The organism is Bergeyella cardium, from assembly GCF_009914665.1.
GTDB lineage: Bacteria > Bacteroidota > Bacteroidia > Flavobacteriales > Weeksellaceae > Bergeyella_A > Bergeyella_A cardium.
Window position 1 is genome coordinate 166,592 of sequence record NZ_CP029149.1, and the last position, 16,819, is coordinate 183,410.

The following is a 16,819-nucleotide window of genomic DNA, read 5'->3' on the forward strand; positions in this document are numbered from 1 at the left end:
GTAGGAAAGAACAGGAACCCCTATATTTGCACCGCTAAAAGCAATGGTTTCTTAGCTCAGTTGGTAGAGCAACGGACTGAAAATCCGTGTGTCCCTGGTTCGATTCCTGGAGAAACCACTGAAAACGCCCCAAATACGGGGCGTTTTTCTTTTATAATTCAATATATTTGTGCCCATTAATTTCAGAAAATGAAAAGACTCATCTCCCTCTTCTCTTTATTTCTCTCTCTTATTTGCTTTTCTCAAGATGGAGAACTTCCATCTATAAAAACACAGTCTACCTATATAAAAGGTAATGCTCTATTCCTTCCAGCACTTATTTTCAATGCAGGAGTAGAACATCAGCTCAATGATAGATATACCCTGCAAGGGGATTTCTTTATCTCCCCCTGGAAGTCTTTCGCAGGCAAACACGCACAAGTTTATATGGCAGGAATAGAAGGGCGATACTATTTTAACAATGCTTTTTCTAAATTTTATATAGGAGCAAATTTCTCCTTTGCAGCTTTTAATATCCAGAAATGGACATATTGGAACAATCCTGACTATAAAAATCCAGCTGATGAAACTCAGATTTTTGATTCAAAGAAGTATTATCAGAAAGGATTTACCTTTATTTTGGGAGGTACGGTGGGCTATCAATTCCACTGGAAAGAGCGGTGGAATGTAGATCTATACCTCAGTGTGGGTTCTTCTCAAGCGCTGTATAGAGGTTATGATGAAGATACGGGCATTAGAACCGATGAATTCTACTCTGATGTAAAACGAAACTGGAACAAAAGCGGTGAACTTATCCCCTACCGAGGAGGTGTAATGATTTCCTACAAAATAAAATAGGCAATGAAACTTTTTGGCAAACAACATATCATACTCTCCATAGCTACTTTCATTATTATATTCCTGATGAATAAGCTGGGCAATGAAAGAACTGACAGTTTAGAAATAGCACTTATGAATGCCATAGCAGGAGTTGTAGGGCTAAGTATTGGGATTTTCATTCTCTATAAAACGAAGGATAAAGACAAACACGATAATCATTTTGACTAATATTTGAGCATACTTTATAAAGAATACTTTTCCCATCTCCCTCTAAAACAGCTATTAGCTGAAACCTCCTCCCCTTACAAAAATCCCCTGCTTTTGTACAAAAAAGAACCTCTTGCAATTCTAGTCTCAAGCCTTTTTTATCCTGTTTTTTACGCTTAGCTATCATAATTTTTTTCTTCTGCTAACTCATTTTTAATTTCGTACTGTCATAATTTTTTTTCATCACTACGAAATAGAAATTTCATCACTATGAAATTATATTTTCATCACTACAAAATTTGAATTTCATCAGCATAAAATTCCCTACTCCCCTCTTTCCTATTAAAAAAATAGGAAGAGAAAATATTCATCAGCCCTCTTATTAATAAATATTAACCATTGGAAATCAACAAACTATAAACATTATTCCCTCAAATTAAAACCAGTAAAAAAAATCATAAAAAAGTCTATATTTGTTAGCCTAAAAAGAAAGATAAAATGACAAATACACAGAAAAGCTACACGCTACCCATCACGATGATGTTTGCTTTATTCTTTATGATTGCATTCGTTACGGGACTTCAAAACCCAATGGGGGTTATTGTAAAAAATCAGTTCCAATCGTCTAACTTCCTTGCCCAGTTGGGAAACTTTGCCAATTTCATCGCTTATGCTTTTATGGGCATACCTGCGGGGCTTATGCTACAAAAAATAGGTTATAAGAAGACCGCTCTATCAGCAGTTTTTGTTGGTTTCTTAGGTGTTGGCATTACATTCCTTGCGGGGAATATGGGGAGCTTTCCTGTATATCTGCTCGGGGCTTTCATCTCTGGGTTCTCTATGTGTATGCTCAATACGGTGGTAAACCCTATGCTCAATACCCTTGGTGGAGAAGGCAGAAAGGGAAATCAGCTGCTACAGTTCGGTGGAGCACTCAATTCGGTAGGGGCAACTATAGTCCCTGTGCTCGTAGGCTATCTAATGGGTGAGGTAAGCAAAGCCTCTATCTCCGATGCCAATCCTGCACTTTTTCTCGCAATGGGGATTTTCGTACTGGCATTTTTAGTTCTTTCATTAATGGACATTCCTGAGCCGCATATCGCTAAAGTCGATACTCATTCCGAAGGAAAATCAGCAAAGACCAATACCCATAGTCCACTTTCTTTCAGACATTTTATCTTGGGAGCAGTAGCTATTTTTGTATATGTAGGCGTGGAGGTAGGGATTCCGAACATCGGTAACCTCTATATGACCGAAGAGCTGAAAATAAATACTACAGTGGCAGGCTCAGTAGTAGGCACTTACTGGTTTCTGATGCTTATAGGAAGGCTCATAGGTGGTGCTTTGGGCGCTAAATTTTCCAGCAAGGCGATGCTTTCTTTTGTAGCATTTCTGGGGTTAATCTTTGTATCATTAGCCATCATTCTCCCTAAGGAGCAGATGATTGATATGCCCGTATTTCAGTCTGACATCTCGTTCGGATTAGCAAAAGTACCCGTAAGTATTATGCTTCTTGTACTTTGCGGTCTCTGTACTTCAGTGATGTGGGGAGGAATTTTCAACCTCGCAACTGAAGGACTTGGGAAATATACCGCAGCGGCTTCAGGGATATTTATGGTAATGGTATGTGGTGGAGGCATACTCCCTGCCGTTCAAGGTTTTGTAGCCGACGCTTTCGGATATGTAGAAAGCTACTGGGTAGTGGCACTCGGCTTTGCTTATATGATTTTCTATGCCTTTATAGGAAGTAAAAATGTAAATAAAGATATCCAAGTTTAAATCTGATAAAGTAATAATAAAAAGTAATATTATGAGCAATACATTAGCAATAGGTATAGATGTAGGCGGTACAAATACCAAATTCGGGATAGTAAATAAACAGGGGCAAATCCTGATGCAGGACAGAATAAAAACCAACGAAAGAGAAAATGCCGAAGGTTTTATAGAAGTTCTTGCTGAAAAGCTCCTCCCAATGATTGAGCAAAATGGAGGAGTAGAAAACTTCATTGGTATAGGAATGGGCGCACCCAATGCCAACTACTACAAAGGAACGATAGAATATGCTGCCAACCTCAAATGGAAAGGGGTAATACCAATGGCAGAACTCATCGAGAAGCGCTTCGGCCTCCCCGTAAAGATGACCAATGATGCCAATGCTGCTGCTGTAGGCGAGCAAATGTATGGCGTTGCAAAAGGCTTAAAACATTTTATCACCATTACCCTTGGCACAGGCGTAGGCGCTGGGGTAATTATAGACGGAAAAATCGTAGTAGGGCACAATGGCTTTGCTGGAGAGCTTGGGCATATAGTGGTAAGACACGGAGGCAGACTGCACAAGAATACAGGAATCAGAGGTTCATTGGAGTCTTATGCTTCAGCAACAGGGCTAAGAGATACTGCGATAGAATTTCTGCAACGCGACCACGATAGGCCAAGCCTGCTGAGAGATTATACCATAAATGAGCTCACAAGCGAGACTGTCTTCAACTGTGCCGAGCAGGGAGACAGCCTCTCCAACGAGATATTTGAATACACAGGACAGATTCTCGGTGAAGCACTTGCTACATTCGTGCATTTCTCTGCTCCCGAAGCTATCGTACTCTTTGGCGGACTTACCAAAGCGGGCAATCTTCTGATGAAGCCTACTCGCCAGGCAATGGAGGACAACCTGCTCGAAGTATTCAAAAACCAAGTAAAAATCCTATATAGCGACCTGAAAGAAGCCGATGCTGCCATACTCGGAGCAAGTGCTTTGGTTTGGTAGGTTATACAATATCATTTTATTAAAATTCATTTAAAACTGCTTGGAAAATCCCCCAAGCAGTTTCTTTTAAAAAGAAAAAAGTGGCTTAAATAAAGCCACTTCTCACTCAAAAAATTATTAAATCGTTGTAAGATTACCGAAGCCTGTCTACAGATTTTACGAGCCTTTCATCTTTCCTGATGTATATATTTGCAAGAAACAAACATATCACAGCAATAGATGGAAATGCGGGCTCAATACCCTTCTCAGGAAAAGAAATTCCTCCGGATAAAGTTTGTAGCCAGTACACCAATAATGCTATCAACACAGCGTTTATAGCGATACTGAAAGTATTCAGTAAGAGCTGTCTCTTTCTATTTTTATAACTAAAAATACTTAGCAAACCTATTAATACAAGAATGATACAGATAATATTCATCAAACCCGAAAGGTTAAAAACCTCTACATCTTGCCCCGTGAAGAATAAGGACACCGCAGAAAGTACGGACAGAAGCATAAATACAGTTTGAACTCTTTGTATCATAACGCGGGCAAAAATAATGTAAATTTTGCATATTTCAAAAATAAGTGTAGATTTGCCTCTCAAAATTCACATTTCAGATGAAGTCGCCCGACTTCAATTTTAATTACATAAAAATACATCAACAATTTATATGTTTAATATCGAACTACTAAGGTCAAAGTCTAATGAAGAATTGACCAATATCATCAATGCTTTGGGCATTAAAGTAGCAAAAAACAGTACTGAAAATGATAAGGTTTTTGCTATTTTAGACTTCCAAGCAGTAAACAGACAGGCTGTAAAAGAATTTTACAATGCCAACGAAGCGCCAGTAAAAACTGAGAAACCAGAAGAAACTACCGAACAAAAACCTAAAAAAAGAGGTAGAAAACCAAAATCTGAAACTCAGCTAAAAACAGAGGCTCAGCCAAAAGTGGAAATTCCAGCCGAAGAAACACCAAAGCCAGCAAGCAAAAAAAGAGGCAGGAAACCCAAAACTACAGCTGAGCAAACACAAGAGAAATCAGTAGAAGCTCAGCAGGTAAACCCAACATCACAAGAAAATATACGCACACCTGAAATAAAACCAGAGCGTACCAAAAGAAAAAGAATCCCTACCTCAGCAGAAAACATTTCCGAAACTCCACAAGAAAGCAAAGCAGAAACGGAAACCCTCCCTACAGAAACTCCACCTGCACCACAAGAACCAAAAGCTAAAAACCCCAATAAAAACGGCAACCACCAGCACAAAAAACAGCAAAACAATCACCAAAACGAGCAGCCTCAGACAGAACCACAGGAAGAGAAAAAAGAATTCAACTTTGATGGTATGGTCACCATAGAGGGCGTTTTGGAGATACTCCCAGACAACTATGGCTTCCTCCGCTCACCAGATTTCTCTTACATCTCTTCACCAGACGATGTTTATGTATCCACAGCTCAAATCCGAAACTATGGACTCAAAACAGGGGATATGGTAAAAGGCATTGTAAGGCTGCCAAAAGAAGGAGAGAAATACTTCTCACTTCTAAAACCTACAGAAGTAAACGGGCGCGACCTCGCTTTCATCAAAGACAGAGTAGCATTCGAGTACCTTACCCCCCTCTTCCCAGAAGAGAAATTCAACCTCGGAGCAAAGAACTCTACCATTTCCACAAGGATTGTAGACCTCTTCGCACCTATCGGCAAAGGGCAAAGAGCAATGATTGTAGCCCAACCGAAAACAGGGAAAACAATGCTCCTGAAAGACATCGCCAATGCCATCTCTGCCAACCACCCAGAGGCGTATATGATGGTTCTCCTCATCGATGAGAGACCAGAGGAAGTTACCGATATGGAGAGAAGCGTAAATGCAGAAGTCATCTCCTCTACCTTCGACGAATCTGCTGAAAAGCATGTAAAAGTGGCCAATCTCGTTCTTGCCAAAGCGCAAAGAATGGTAGAATGCGGGCACGATGTCGTTATCCTGCTCGATTCCATCACCCGACTGGCTCGTGCCTACAACACCGTAACCCCCGCTTCTGGGAAAATACTCTCCGGCGGTGTAGATGCCAATGCCCTGCACAGACCTAAAAGATTCTTCGGTGCAGCGAGAAATATCGAGGGTGGCGGTTCGCTTACCATTATTGCCACTGCGCTCATAGACACTGGCTCTAAAATGGACGAAGTTATCTTCGAAGAGTTTAAAGGTACCGGAAATATGGAGCTCCAGCTGGACAGGAAAATTGCCAACAAACGCATCTACCCAGCGATTGATTTAGTAGCTTCGAGCACCCGAAGAGATGAGCTCCTCCACGATGAACTCACCCAGCAAAGAATGTGGATTCTCCGAAAGCACCTCGCTAATATGACTCCCGTAGAAGCAATAGAATTTGTACAAAAGCACATAGAAGGCACTCTAAACAACGAGGAATTCCTTATGTCTATGAATAAATAAAGTGGCTTTTAGCTAAAAATTTCATAATATGTATTTAAAAAGGGGGGCTTTGTGATATCACAAAGCTCCCCCTTTTTTTATAATGTTTTGTAAGGAGTAGTTTTCCCCACCCTCCCCTACTGCCTGTGAACTACCACCTAATCCACAGGGTCAAGGAAAATCAACCTTAGGTCAAAGAAAATGAAAAAAAGTGCTTGCCACGCTGTGGCTGCCTACAGCTTACTGCCTTAATTTTATTCTAAGGTTTTTAATCATATCCTCGGTCATTTCTCGGATACCGAATTTATAGTTAAGTCCCCAATCTGCTTTGGCTACAGAGTCATCTATTGAAGCAGGCCAAGAGTCTGCAATTGCCTGTCGGAAGTCGGGCTCATAGCTCACTTCAAAGTCTGGGATATGTTTTTTTATTTCGTCTGCGAGCTCTTTTGGGGTAAAGCTCATCCCTCCGAGGTTATAAGAAGAGCGCACGCTAATACTCTCTTTTGGGGCTTGCATCAGTTGCAGGGTAGCATCTATGGCATCGTCCATATAGAGCATTGGCATTGCCGTATTTTCTGTGATGAAGCTCTTGTATTTCCCCTCTTCTATGGCTTCGTAGAATATTTCTACGGCATAGTCGGTAGTACCTCCACCTGCTGGGGTTTTCCAAGAAATCAAGCCTGGGTAGCGAATGCTCCTTATATCTACGCCGTATTTTTCGTGGTAATATTCGCACCATTTTTCGCCTGCCATTTTAGAAATTCCATAGACGGTTGTGGGGTTTAGAACCACTTCCTGACCTACACTATGCTTAGGAATCCCTTTTCCAAACACCGCGATTGAGCTCGGCCAAAAGATTTTTTGGATTAATCCTTCCTTAGCCATTTCTAAAAAGTTGAGCAATGGCTCTACATTAAGTCGCCACGCGAAGAGCGGTTGCCTCTCCGATGTCCCCGAAAGCAAAGAAGCAAGGTGATAAACTGTGGTGATTTCATACTCTTGTATAATTTGGCGTACGAGCTGCGTATTGGTTACATCCATCCTCTCGTAATAGCCCGCTTGGGTAAGGGTCTTATCCCACCTATCCAGCCCCGATGCTATTACATTTTCCTTCCCGTGGATTTCTACTAATTTTGCCGTGAGTTCTGTACCGATTTGCCCTAAAGCACCTGTAATAAGTATTCTTTCCGTTGAGTTTTTCATATTGTATAATTTGCCCAAATGTAATGAAATTCATCCACACTAAGCAATAATTCTGGCTTAGCCAATGATGAAATCTTAGTTTTAAATCCATATTTTTTCAATTTTAATTATTTTTGCGAGCAAATTCATTCTCCCATTGAAAAAGAAAACAGCTGATTATTCCCACCTCAAACCTGAGCAACCTATCGGAATCTTTGATTCTGGCGTGGGCGGACTTACCGTAGCAAAAGAGATAAAAAGGCTTTTGCCCAATGAAAACCTCATCTATTTCGGAGATACCAAACACTTGCCTTATGGTGATAAATCTAAGGAGGCAATTATAGAATACTCCACCAAAATCACTGATTTTTTATTGAAAAACAGCTGCAAGGCAATCGTAATAGCCTGCAATACCGCCACTGCAAACGCTTTAAAGGAAGTACAGCATTTGGTCAGTGGAGCAGTACCCATCATTGATGTCATCAACCCCGTAGCTGAGAAAGTCGCTTATGAAATTCATAATAATATAGGTGTAATCGCTACGAAAGCTACGGTAAGTTCTGGGCTTTATAAGAAATCCATTAGAAAACACAATAAATTCATTAAAGTAGATGAACTGGCAACTCCTCTCCTCGTCCCTGCGATAGAAGAGGGCTTTAAAAACCATCCCATCACCCACGCGATTATATACAATTACCTGAGCAACCATAGGCTGAAGAACATAGAAACCCTTATTTTGGGTTGTACGCACTATCCGCTCCTCATAGAGGAAATAAAGCAATACTATGGCAACAGGGTACGGGTAATAGACTCTCCCAATATCGTTGCGAGCCAGCTTAAAATGATAATGGACAAGCATCATCTGCTCAATACGAATAATCCGAATCCGAACTATCATTTCTACCTCTCAGATATCACGAAAAACTTTGAGAAAATCTCCAAAAAATTCTTTGGAAAAGCGATAGACTTAGAGTTAAAAGTCCTCTAAGAAAAGACTGTTTTAGTTGGTATCTTTAAGCATTGGGACGAATTTATAGAGCCCAAATTCCTCTCTCTCAAAACGGTCTTCTTCTATTTTCGTAAATCGGTAAAGGATATGCTCCGAACCTTGCGCGATGGGGATTACGAGCTTCCCACCGATGTTCAGTTGTCTCAGCAGTGGTTTGGGCAATACTTCTGCCCCACAGGTTACGATGATTTTATCGAAAGGGGCAAATGAAGGCAATCCCTCAAACCCATCTCCAAAGCTTTGGAAGAGGGGGAAGAGCCGAAGCTTCTTAAACATTTTTTTAGAAAAGTCGTAGAGTTCTTTTTGTCTCTCTATGGTGTATACTTTGGCTTTCAGGGTCATTAGTACGGCAGTTTGATAGCCACAGCCTGTACCGATTTCAAGGATTTTATCACCTGGTGCTATTTGGAGGAGTTCGGTTTGCTCAGCAACGGTAGAGGGGTGCGAAATCGTTTGCCCAGAAGCTATCGGGAAGGCGCGGTCTTCATACGCATAATCCTCAAAAATACTCTCTATAAAGAGGTGTCTCGGTACGGTATTGATTGCGTGGAGCACGGCTTCATCGGTAATCCCCACACTGTCCCTAAGGTATTCTACCAATATTCTGCGCTTGCCTTTTTGCAGATAAGTATCTCGTTTGTCCTCCATTTTTTAGTTAAAAGTTGATTACAATTCCACCAAAAGTTTATGGGTTACAATAGGGCTCAGCACCTCCTTCCTATCGAGATAAGCTACGGTGAGGCTCTTATCAAAGTCTTCTCTGTGGAGGATTTCTATTTCGGTACCGAGAGAAATCCCTTTCTGGTTGAGGTAGTTAAGGAATTCTTTTGAGGAATCCATCAGCGCTTTAAAGATTACTTTCTCGCCCACTTTGCATTCGCTGAGCTTGCGATAGTGGTGGGTTATCGTATTCCCTTCCTTATCGGGTATGGGCGAGCCATGGGGGTCTATCTTGGGGTAGTTGAGGAGCTCATCTATTTTATCAAAGAAAATATCGGAGTCTATATGCTCGATTTGCTCTGCGATTTCGTGCACTTGCTCCCATCCGAAGCCCATTTTCTCGGCGAGAAACATCTCGGTGAGGCGATGCTTTCGCACGACCAATGCGGCTTCTTTCATCCCAACAGCCGTAATGATGAGCGGTTTATAGCTCTCATAAATCACCCATTTGCGCTCGGCAAATTTCTTCATCATATTATTAACGCTCGGCATTTTTATGTTCAGAAACTTGCTGATTTCATTGATTCCCACTTGATTTTTCTCATTGGCAAGGTGGAATATCGCTTTTAAATAATTTTCTTCGGACAGTGTTATCATTCGACAAATATATAAAAAAGAGTGGAGTAGCGGCTTCTAACATCAGGGAGAATAGGGCTAAATTCACTCTTTATCATTAATCTTTAAACGATAGATAATGAGTCGTTTATTAAAAGACGCTAAACTTCCATAGAAAAGATGCGGATGTTTTACCAAAAACACTGGGAAGAATTAACCAAAACACTGGGAAGAATTGAACAAAAGATGCGGATGTTTTTTAAGGTTGATGCAGATGAATAGATAAACTACTCATTAACAACGATAAAGACAAGGCTGAAAAATCATTAAAAATCTGGCGGAGAGGGGAGGAGGAGGGGCGGAGGTTTTCCGTTTGGGAGGCTGTCTTGAAATCTCTATTTTTGTGGCAATTTCAGCTTATGAATACGGACTTAATTCTAAAATACTTCCCTGAAATATCGGAAAGGCAAAAGGAGCAGTTTGAGAAGCTCGGCGCGCTCTACCTCGATTGGAATGAGAAAATCAATGTTATCTCCCGAAAAGACACCGAATTCCTTTATGAAAGGCACATTCTCCACTCTCTGGGGATTGCCAAAGTGATGGCATTCTCGGCGGGAACCAAAGTGCTGGATGTAGGCACAGGAGGGGGCTTCCCGGGCATTCCGCTCGCGATACTCTTCCCAGAGGTGCAGTTCACCCTCATCGATTCCATCGGCAAGAAAATCAAAGTGGTGGAAGGCGTAGCGGAAGCCATCGGACTCGAGAACCTAACCGCCCTGCACGGGAGGGCTGAAAAGCTAAAAGAGAAATTCCACTTCATCGTAAGCCGTGCCGTAACCCAAATGCCAGAATTTCTCAGATGGCTAAAAGGGAAGTTTGAAAAAGAGCAGCTGAACCCTAAGCACAATGGGGTTCTCTACCTGAAAGGAGGCGACCTGGCAGAGGAGCTCGCAGGCTTAAAATGCGAAATCTTCCCGCTGAAAAACTACTTTTCTGAAGATTTTTTTGAGACCAAAAAGGTAGTCTATCTCTCCAAAGGAAACTTTAATTCGTAATCCTCATCATCAATTCTCACCCAATGAAATTTCTAAACAAACTCATCTCCGAAGTCCTCAGCACGAGCCAAGAGCTGTCTAACCACAGCTTTATCCTCCCAGGCAAAAGACCCGCAATATTCATCAAAAAGATACTCACCGAACAAGGATATGAGGGGATACTGCCAGACTTCCAAACGATAGAGGAGATGATTGAGGAAATCTCGGGCAAAACGCTTATTCCCAACCTCCCACTTTGGCTTTTCGCCTATGAAATCTACCGAAAAAAGATAGAGGAAGAGCCGTTTGACGCCTTTATCAAATGGTTTCCTACACTGCTGAAAGACTGGGACGATATAATGAAATTCGCCCCAAACGACACTAAAGTTTTGGAGTATATGCTGGATGAAGAGCGGATAAAAAACTGGGGAGAAAGCCTGGGCGATGATACCGCACGGAGGAAAAACCTGAACTTTTGGAAGAAAATGAACCAATTCCTCCCCAAACTGAAGCAGGCACTACTGAAAGAAAACCTCGCCACCTCTGGGATGATTCACCAATTGGCAACCCAAAACATCAGCAGTTTTGCAGAAAAAACCGCCAAAAGATTTGTGTTTATCGGCTTTAATGCCTTTACTCCCGTAGAGGAGCTTTTGGTGAAATCTCTGCTTAGAGAAGACAAAGCCCTCTGCTTCTTCCAAGCCGATGACTACTATATGAATGATGAAAAACAGGAGGCTGGAGCCTTCCTCCGCAGGCATAAGCAATGGAAAGAATTTAATGACTATCGCCCCTTCCGCTGGGTAGAAAATGACTTCATCAAACAGAAAAAAATCAAAGTCTATGAAGCGCCAGGGAACATCAGCCAGACAAAAGCCCTGCCCCTTATATTCAATGAGATAGAAGATAAAGACCAAACCGCACTCATACTATTGGATGAGAACCTACTGCCTGCGACCTTAGACTCGCTTAGCAGTATCGAGAGGATAAATATCACGATGGGTTTTCCATTAAAAAACCTTGAGTTTAGCAATGCGATAAGGCAGATTTTCTACATTCAGAAACAGTTAGCTAAAACCCCAAAAAGCTACTATTATAATGATATAGTCTCGGTTTTGGAAAATTTGCCCAGCACCGATGCCGATAAAGATACGGCTGACCGCTTCATCCGCGAACTGAAAGAGAAGAATATGGTCTATATCTCCGAAGCTAAACTCAGGGAGAGTCTCTCGGGATTGTCCTATTTCAGCCTCTTTGAAAAGACGGAGAATGCTAAGGATTTGCTCGATAAACTCTCGGATTTCTGCTTCCAGCTGAAGTTTAATATTACGGATGATATCGTCTTTGAAAACATCTCTCACTTTGAAAAATCCTTTAAAATCATCAGAAACCTGATAGATGATTATCATTTTGAAATACGGACAGAATCATTAGAGGTGCTCATCAATCAAGTGATTGCTAATGAGTCACTGGACTTCCAAGGCGAGCCTCTGGGCGGACTGCAAATAATGGGGCTACTTGAAACACGGTTGCTGAACTTTAAAAACATCATTCTCCTCTCAGTAAATGAAGGCAAACTCCCACTGGGAAATACTCAGAATACTTATATCCCGTATGATATCAGAAAGAAATTCGGTATGCATACTTTTCTTGAAAATGACAGTATCTATGCTTATCATTTCTATCGGCTTTTGCAGGATTCGGAGCGGGTATTCCTGCTCTACAACGGTTTGAGCTCAGGAATTAATACTGGAGAAAAAAGTAGATTTATTACTCAGATTGAGCTGGAAAGCCCTCACGAAATAGAGGAGGTGATTATAGAAAATCAGTCGGCCCCCATTATCGAAAAGCCCATTCGTATAGAGAAAACGGCTAAGGTATTAGAGACTTTAGAAGCGTGGAAGAGCAAGGTTTCGCCGACTCATCTCACCTCTTACCTCTACGACCCCGTACAGTTTTACCTTAACTATGTATTAAAAACCAGAGAAACTGCCGAGATTGAGGAGGAACTCTCCCAAAGAAATTATGGAAACATCATCCATAAATCCCTTGAATATCTGTACAAGCCCATTGTCGGGAAGCTGCTCTCTACACAAGATTTGGAAGCAATGCTGGCAAAAACTGAGGAGGCTTTGGAGCATACGATTACACAAGAGCTGAAACACCAGCCAGAGTATTATCAAAAAGGGATGAATTATATCCATAAATCCCTTGCTCAAAAGGTGATAAAGAAAGTTATTCATTATGACCTCTCCCTTGTAGAGGCGGGGAATTCATTAGAAATTATAGATATAGAGACACGGATAGAGAATATTACTTTTCCTATTAATGACGAGGGAGATAGCATTAGTTTCTTTGGATTTATTGATAGGCTCGACAGGCTTAATGGGAGCATTCGCCTCATCGATTACAAAACCGCGAAGCCCCAAAACCTGAATATTACCTTTAAAGACAATAGAGAAACCCTACTGATGGAGGATAAATACAAGCAAACGATACAGCTATGTGTTTATCTTTACTACCTCCGCCAATCGGAATTTTCTGGGCAACCCGCCCAAGCAGGGATATGGAGCTTCGCGGAAGTAGGTAAGGGAGTGCATCCTTTGAGTTTTCAAGATGGGGATTTGGATACGGCAATGATATCCATCCGAACGCTGATAAATGAGATTTTAAATCCTGAAATTCCTTTCATAGAAACTGAAAAACAGAAGTGGTAAGCTATAAACTTTCTATCGTCTCTACTAATTTTTGAGTAAGCCTCTCCCTTGAAAACTGGCTGATAGTATTGGTATTTCTGAGGAGGTTCCCATCTTTCCAAAGGCGATATAATGAGAGGATATAATCTTTTACCCTGTCTTTTTCATCATACAAAAAGTGCTCTCCTGTGGAAGTCTCTTTCAAAATCGTGGAGACATCAGCATCTTTCACCCCAAAGGATATAATTTTATTTCCCGTAGACAGGTATTCGAAGATTTTTCCCGGTATAATTCCTCTGGAAGCCTCCTCTGGGAAGTTGGTAAGGAGTAGCACATCTGAGCCCATCATCTCACCTACCGCTATGCTATGGCTTTGGTAGCCCAAGTACAAGACATTGTCTTTTAATATCGTCTTTTCTATTTGAGCTGAGATTTTTTCATCTACTCTCCCTACAAATTTCATCAGGAAATCTCGTTTGAAATCCTCATTAGATGCTGCTAATTCTGCCAATGCCTCCCAGAGCACTTCTGGATTTCTCAGCTGTTCCAATACACCTACATAACTCAAGCAAAACTTCTCTCCTTTTTGTAAATCAGTGGTTTGTTCTTCATCAAAACCATTGGTTATACATATGGCTCTTGCTCCCTTTTCACTAAAATGCTGTGCATCGGTATAGCTTGTAGCGAGGGTTAAATCCGCTTTTCTAAATACTGCAAGTTCTAATCGCTTGTGTTTTTTATCAGCATATCTGGAGAGTTTCAGATGTTTATAATAGGATATTTCCGTCCACGGGTCTCGGAAGTCAGCAATCCATTTCAGATGAGGTTGATTTTCTTTCAGTCTAAGACCAATAAGGTGCATAGAATGCGGAGGACCTGTAGTAATTACGGTATCTATTCCCTCTTCACGAATATACTTTTTCAAGTATTTAACCGAAGGCTTCACCCAAAATACCCGTGCATCTGGGATAAAGAAATTCCCACGAATCCAGATAGAGAGCCTGGATTTCCAGCTTTGATTTTTACCTATATCAAACTGTCCACCTTTATATTTCTTATTCTTTTTACTGAGCTTTTCAGCAATATGATAAGGCTCCCAAATCTTTCGTTTCACAACTTTAATTCCTTTGGGAATATCATCTATGAGGCTTTCATCCAAAAGAGGATAGCTGGGATTCTCTGGAGTATAAATAATCGGGGAATAACCAAAATTGGGGAGATATTTTGCAAACTTCAACCATCTCTGAACTCCTGGTCCGCCAGCGGGAGGCCAATAGTAAGTTATAATCAGAATTTTCTTTGTTGGAGTACTCATTTTAGTAGCCACAAATTTAGTTTTTAATACTTTCATATACCAAAAAAAATCACCATATTTGTCAATCTTTTTGGAGATGAATCAGGGCTTAGACAAGCCTTTTAATTTTTAATTTAACATTAATTATAATATGAGCGAGAAACAATATACAGCCAGTAGTATTCAGTCCCTTGAGGGAATAGAGCATGTGCGTCTAAGACCGTCTATGTACATTGGAGATGTAGGTACAAGAGGATTGCACCACCTCGTTTATGAAGTGGTAGATAACTCCATAGATGAAGCATTAGCAGGCTATTGTGATACGATTAAAGTAACCATACATCAGGGGAATGCCATCTCTGTATCCGATAACGGTAGGGGTATCCCTGTGGATTTCCACGAGAAAGAACAGAAATCTGCCCTTGAAGTTGTAATGACGAAAATAGGCGCAGGAGGTAAGTTTGATAAAGACTCCTATAAAGTCTCCGGGGGGCTACACGGAGTGGGGGTTTCCTGTGTGAATGCCCTCTCTACCGATATGGTTACCACTGTATATAGAGACGGCAAAGTCTATCAGCAGAAATACCAAAAAGGGAGAGCGGTAACCCAAGTGGAAGAAATCGGTACCAGTGATAAAAAAGGTACAGAGCAGTTCTTCCAGCCAGATGATACCATCTTCAGCGAGCTGGTATATAACTATGATACTTTGGCGAACAGACTTCGTGAGCTTTCTTTCCTTAATAAAGGGATTACCATTACCCTCACCGATGAGAGAGAAAAAGATGAGCAAGGCAACTTTAAAACCGAGGTTTTCTTCTCCGAAGGCGGGCTTAAAGAGTTTGTAGAATATATAGATGGCAACAGGGAAGGTATTATGCAGAATGTAGTCTTTATGGAAGGCGAAAGAGATAACATCCCTGTAGAGGTAGCGATGAGGTATAATACTTCATTCAACGAAAACCTTCACTCTTATGTAAATAACATCAATACTCACGAGGGTGGGACACACCTCGCAGGTTTCAGAAGGGCACTTACCAGAACTTTAAAGAAATATGCCGATGAGCTCGGTCTCCCTCAAAAGGAGAAAGTAGAAATTACAGGTGATGACTTCCGCGAGGGGCTTACTGCCATTATTTCCGTAAAGGTAATGGAGCCTCAGTTTGAAGGTCAAACCAAAACCAAACTCGGAAACTCCGAAGTGTCTGGAGCCGTAGATAAAATCGTAGGCGAGATGCTGACCAACTTCCTTGAAGAAAACCCTAACGAAGCTAAACTCATCGTTCAGAAAGTAGTACTCGCCGCTAAGGCAAGACAGGCAGCCAAGAAAGCGAGGGAAATGGTACAGCGCAAATCTCCAATGGGAGGCAGTGGCTTACCTGGAAAACTCGCTGACTGCTCATCAAAAGACCCGGCAGAATCCGAAATATTCCTCGTGGAGGGAGACTCCGCAGGGGGCTCTGCAAAACAAGGACGAGACAGACACTTCCAAGCAATCCTCCCCCTCAAAGGTAAAATTCTCAATGTAGAAAAATCTATGCTCCACAAAGTGTATGATAACGATGAGATTAAAAATATCTATACCGCTCTCGGTGTAAGTGTAGGAACGGAGGAAGACAGCAAAGCCCTCAATCTATCAAAACTCAGATATCACAAAATCGTGATTATGACCGATGCCGATGTAGATGGCTCGCACATCTCTACCCTTATCCTCACCTTCTTCTTCCGATATATGAAGGAGCTGATAGAGAACGGCTATGTCTATATCGCCTCTCCACCGCTCTACCTCCTCAAAAGAGGAAATAAAAAAGTCTATGCGTGGAATGACCAAGAGAGAAAAGAGAGAACCCTCGAGCTCTCAGCAGACGGCAGAGGCGTAGAAGTACAGCGATACAAAGGTCTCGGTGAGATGGATCCCGAGCAGCTTTGGGAAACTACCCTAAACCCTGAAAACAGAATCCTGAAACAGGTAACCATAGAAAATGCTGGCGAAGCCGATCGCATCTTCTCTATGCTAATGGGCGATGAAGTACCTCCAAGACGAGAGTTTATAGAACAAAATGCTAAATACGCCCGAATAGATGCTTAGCCGTAGCACAGCAGGCTATTACCCACTAGCGTGGGG

The 16,819-nt window shown here is 41.6% G+C and carries 14 protein-coding genes and 1 tRNA gene; 10 read left to right on the plus strand and 5 right to left on the minus strand.

The features are described 5' to 3' along the window. The first annotated feature begins 45 nt into the window (after positions 1 to 45). From DBX24_RS00815 to DBX24_RS00835, 5 genes are all read left to right on the plus strand, one after another. Positions 46 to 118: transfer RNA gene (locus DBX24_RS00815), tRNA-Phe, on the plus strand. A gap of 71 nt (positions 119 to 189) precedes the next feature. Then, a complete protein-coding gene (locus DBX24_RS00820) occupies positions 190 to 837 on the plus strand; it encodes a DUF3575 domain-containing protein (protein ID WP_160223665.1) in 648 nt (215 codons plus the stop codon). A gap of 3 nt (positions 838 to 840) precedes the next feature. Then, positions 841 to 1,047 (plus strand): hypothetical protein, encoded by a 207-nt coding sequence (locus tag DBX24_RS00825; RefSeq protein ID WP_160223666.1) that lies wholly within the window; start codon positions 841 to 843, stop codon positions 1,045 to 1,047. Positions 1,048 to 1,524: 477 nt separating this feature from the next. Next, positions 1,525 to 2,805, plus strand: a complete 1,281-nt coding sequence (locus tag DBX24_RS00830) for an MFS transporter (protein ID WP_160223667.1) — start codon at positions 1,525 to 1,527, stop codon at positions 2,803 to 2,805. A 31-nt stretch (positions 2,806 to 2,836) separates the two neighbouring features. Next, positions 2,837 to 3,790, plus strand: a complete 954-nt coding sequence (locus DBX24_RS00835; RefSeq protein ID WP_160223668.1) for an ROK family protein — start codon at positions 2,837 to 2,839, stop codon at positions 3,788 to 3,790. A 133-nt stretch (positions 3,791 to 3,923) separates the two neighbouring features. Here DBX24_RS00835 and DBX24_RS00840 read toward each other — a convergent pair whose 3' ends face one another. Further along, positions 3,924 to 4,313, minus strand: a complete 390-nt coding sequence (locus DBX24_RS00840) for a DUF4293 domain-containing protein (protein ID WP_160223669.1) — start codon at positions 4,311 to 4,313, stop codon at positions 3,924 to 3,926. A 130-nt stretch (positions 4,314 to 4,443) separates the two neighbouring features. On the opposite strand from DBX24_RS00840, the gene rho reads away from it, so the two are divergent. After that, the gene (gene rho, locus DBX24_RS00845) at positions 4,444 to 6,228 is read left to right on the plus strand and encodes a transcription termination factor Rho (RefSeq protein WP_160223670.1); all 1,785 of its coding nucleotides are present in this window, start codon (positions 4,444 to 4,446) and stop codon (positions 6,226 to 6,228) included. Between the two features lie 219 nt (positions 6,229 to 6,447). Here the strand turns inward: rho and DBX24_RS00850 are convergent, their stop codons facing one another. After that, on the minus strand, positions 6,448 to 7,410 hold the full coding sequence (locus DBX24_RS00850; RefSeq protein ID WP_160223671.1) for an NAD-dependent epimerase/dehydratase family protein: 963 nt from the start codon (positions 7,408 to 7,410) through the stop codon (positions 6,448 to 6,450). Positions 7,411 to 7,546: 136 nt separating this feature from the next. Here DBX24_RS00850 and murI point away from each other — a divergent pair, with 136 nt between their 5' ends. Further along, complete coding sequence (gene murI, locus DBX24_RS00855; RefSeq protein ID WP_160223672.1) at positions 7,547 to 8,377, plus strand: glutamate racemase; 831 nt, start codon at positions 7,547 to 7,549, stop codon at positions 8,375 to 8,377. 12 nt (positions 8,378 to 8,389) lie between these two features. On the opposite strand, the gene DBX24_RS00860 is transcribed toward murI, so the two are convergent. Together DBX24_RS00860 and DBX24_RS00865 are read right to left on the minus strand one after the other, a co-directional pair. Further along, positions 8,390 to 9,046: a protein-L-isoaspartate(D-aspartate) O-methyltransferase gene (locus DBX24_RS00860; RefSeq protein WP_160223673.1), complete on the minus strand. Its 657-nt coding sequence runs from the start codon at positions 9,044 to 9,046 to the stop codon at positions 8,390 to 8,392. 18 nt (positions 9,047 to 9,064) lie between these two features. After that, a complete protein-coding gene (locus DBX24_RS00865) occupies positions 9,065 to 9,715 on the minus strand; it encodes a metal-dependent transcriptional regulator (protein ID WP_160223674.1) in 651 nt (216 codons plus the stop codon). A 377-nt stretch (positions 9,716 to 10,092) separates the two neighbouring features. Here DBX24_RS00865 and rsmG point away from each other — a divergent pair, with 377 nt between their 5' ends. Both rsmG and DBX24_RS00875 read left to right on the plus strand, forming a co-directional pair. Beyond that, positions 10,093 to 10,728, plus strand: coding sequence for a 16S rRNA (guanine(527)-N(7))-methyltransferase RsmG (gene rsmG / locus DBX24_RS00870; RefSeq protein WP_120488760.1), 636 nt, complete (start codon positions 10,093 to 10,095; stop codon positions 10,726 to 10,728). Between the two features lie 23 nt (positions 10,729 to 10,751). Beyond that, positions 10,752 to 13,424, plus strand: coding sequence for a PD-(D/E)XK nuclease family protein (locus DBX24_RS00875; RefSeq protein ID WP_160223675.1), 2,673 nt, complete (start codon positions 10,752 to 10,754; stop codon positions 13,422 to 13,424). Between the two features lies 1 nt (position 13,425). Here DBX24_RS00875 and DBX24_RS00880 read toward each other — a convergent pair whose 3' ends face one another. Then, positions 13,426 to 14,718: a glycosyltransferase family protein gene (locus DBX24_RS00880; RefSeq protein ID WP_160223676.1), complete on the minus strand. Its 1,293-nt coding sequence runs from the start codon at positions 14,716 to 14,718 to the stop codon at positions 13,426 to 13,428. Positions 14,719 to 14,848: 130 nt separating this feature from the next. Here DBX24_RS00880 and gyrB point away from each other — a divergent pair, with 130 nt between their 5' ends. Continuing rightward, on the plus strand, positions 14,849 to 16,783 hold the full coding sequence (gene gyrB / locus DBX24_RS00885) for a DNA topoisomerase (ATP-hydrolyzing) subunit B (protein ID WP_120488758.1): 1,935 nt from the start codon (positions 14,849 to 14,851) through the stop codon (positions 16,781 to 16,783). Positions 16,784 to 16,819: the final 36 nt, after the last annotated feature.